Source organism: Pseudomonas sp. NDM, from assembly GCF_003105095.1.
GTDB classification, from domain to species: domain Bacteria; phylum Pseudomonadota; class Gammaproteobacteria; order Pseudomonadales; family Pseudomonadaceae; genus Aquipseudomonas; species Aquipseudomonas moraviensis_A.
On the sequence record NZ_QETJ01000293.1, the window covers coordinates 1 to 2,427 of the forward strand.

Genomic DNA, 2,427 nt, shown 5'->3' on the forward strand with positions numbered 1-2,427 from the left:
GCTATCGCGAGCAGGCTCACTCCTACAGGGGTTTTATGTCAGGCTTTGACACCCTGCAACGGCGGCAGCTTCGCCAGCTTCAGTGCCACCAGCAGCGCGATCAGCAACAACGCACCGATAAACAAGCCGATCCCGTTCCACCCGCCCAGATGCCAGAACACCCCGCCCGCCGTCCCGGCAATACTCGAACCGGCGTAATAACTGAACAGATACAGCGACGAGGCCTGTCCCTTGGCCGTCAATGCGCGCCGGCCGATCCAGCTGCTCGCCACCGAGTGCGCGGCGAAGAAGCCGAAGGTGAACACCAACATGCCGATGATCACCAGCAACAGAGGCGTGAACATCGTCAGCACCAGCCCTGCAAACATCAGCGCAATGGTCGCCCACAACACTTTGCGCCGTCCCAGCTTGTCCGCGAGCGAACCGATCTTCGCTGAGCTGTAGATCCCAGACAGATAGACCACCGAGAGCAAACCGACAAATACCTGATCCAGGTTGTACGGCGCGGCCAGCAAGCGATAGCCGATATAGTTGAACAATGTGACGAACGCGCCCATCAGCACAAACGCCTCAAGAAACAGCAGCGGCAGCCCGGCGTCGCGAAAGTGCATGGTGAAGCCATCGAGCAGGCTGCGCGGGTGCAACGAGCGGGCGCGGAAGTTGCGCGACTCCGGGAGGATCTTCCAGAACACCGCCGCCGCGATCAGCGCCAGGCCGCCTATCACCAGCATCGCTGTGTGCCAACTGACGAAGTCGATGAGAACTCCAGTGATCAAGCGCCCGCTCATCCCGCCGATCGCGTTGCCGCCGATGTACAAACCCATCGCCAGGCCGATGTGCTGTGGATGAATTTCCTCGCTCAGATAAGTCATCGCCACTGCGGCGAGACCGCTCAACGACAGACCGATCAACGCGCGCATGATCAGCACGCCGTGCCAGCTCGGCATCATCGAACTGGCGATGGTGCACAACGCGGCAGCGAACAGCGCCGCGACCATCACCGGTTTACGGCCGATGCGGTCGGAAATCGGCCCGGTGATCAGCAAGCCGAAGGCCAGCATGCCGGTTGCCACCGAGAGGATCAGGCTGCTCTGCGCCGCGTTGATTCCGTATTCGTGCGAAAGCAGCGGCATCATCGGTTGCACGCAATAGAGCAGGGCGAACGTCGCAAAGCCGCCACAGAACAGCGCCAGCACCGTGCGCATGAACGCCGGCGTGCCTTTTTTGATGTAGATCTCCTGCAGCTCGGCGAGGGTATCGTCGCCGGCAGAGGGCGGGACTTCGTGGGCAAGGGGCGCGACAGCAGTTTTCACTTCAGACCTCGGAAAGCATAGCCGGGCAGGCAATGAAAAAATCATATAGCTGGCTAATGTTTCTATCCAATATATTGTTCGACCTGTTTGATAGCTTTGACGACCTATTGGAGCCCCCATGGAACTGCGTCATCTGCGTTACTTCATTGCCGTCGCCGAAGAGCTGCATTTCGGCCGCGCCGCGCAGGTGCTGGGCATTTCCCAGCCACCGCTGAGCCAGCAGATTCAGGCGCTGGAGCAACAGCTCGGCGCGCGATTGTTCGAGCGCACCAATCGTCGGGTCGAGTTGAGCGAGGCGGGCAGGTTGTTTCTGCAAGAGGCGCGGCTGGTGCTGGCGCAGGTCGACAAGGCGGCGGACGTCGCCCGCCGCGCGCAGCTTGGCGAACTTGGCGAGCTGAAGATTGGCTTCACCTCTTCGGCGCCGTTCAACTCGACCATTCCGCAGGCGATCTTTTCCTTCCGTCAGCGCTTTCCGGCGGTGCATCTGAACCTGCGCGAGATGAGCAGCACCATGGTCGCCGATGCATTGGTCGATCAATCGATCGAGGTGGGCATCATGCGTCCGCTGGGCTTGCCGGATTCATTGAGTGTGGTTGAGTTGATGCGTGAGCCGTTGGTAGCGGTGCTCAGTTCCAAGCATCCACTGGCCCAAGGCAGCGACGAAGGCCTGTTTCTCTCGGCGCTGGCGCTGGAGCCCTTCGTGTTCTTTCCGCGCAGCTATGGCAGCGGGCTCTATGCACAACTGCTCAGTCTGGCCCGCGATGCCGGCTTCAGTCCGCATTTTGCACAGGAGGCGGGGGAGGCGATGACCATCATCGGTCTGGTTGCGGCGGGGCTCGGAGTTTCGGTGTTGCCGGCGTCCTATCAGCGGATGCGCATCGACGGCGTGGTCTACCGCCCGCTGCTCGATCCCGAGGCAATTTCAGCGGTATGGCTGGTGCAGCGCAAGGACCAGAAATCGCCGATGGCCAAGGCGTTTGTCGAACTGCTTACGTACAAGGTTGAGCCACTGACGGTGTGAAGGCGGCTGGCGCTTTCGCGAGCAGGCTCGCTCCCACAGTTGATCTCGGGTCAAAACCGAAGTTGCGTATGACGCCCTATTCCCTGTGGGAGC

The 2,427-nt window shown here is 60.9% G+C and carries 2 protein-coding genes; one reads left to right on the forward strand and one right to left on the reverse strand.

Annotated features, from left to right (window positions below):
- Positions 1-38 precede the first annotated feature (38 nt).
- Positions 39-1,313, reverse strand: coding sequence for an MFS transporter (locus DCO47_RS26525; RefSeq protein WP_116659268.1), 1,275 nt, complete (start codon positions 1,311-1,313; stop codon positions 39-41).
- 118 nt (positions 1,314-1,431) lie between these two features.
- Between DCO47_RS26525 and DCO47_RS26530 the strand changes: the two genes are divergently transcribed.
- Positions 1,432-2,334, forward strand: a complete 903-nt coding sequence (locus DCO47_RS26530; RefSeq protein ID WP_042608701.1) for a LysR family transcriptional regulator — start codon at positions 1,432-1,434, stop codon at positions 2,332-2,334.
- Positions 2,335-2,427: the final 93 nt, after the last annotated feature.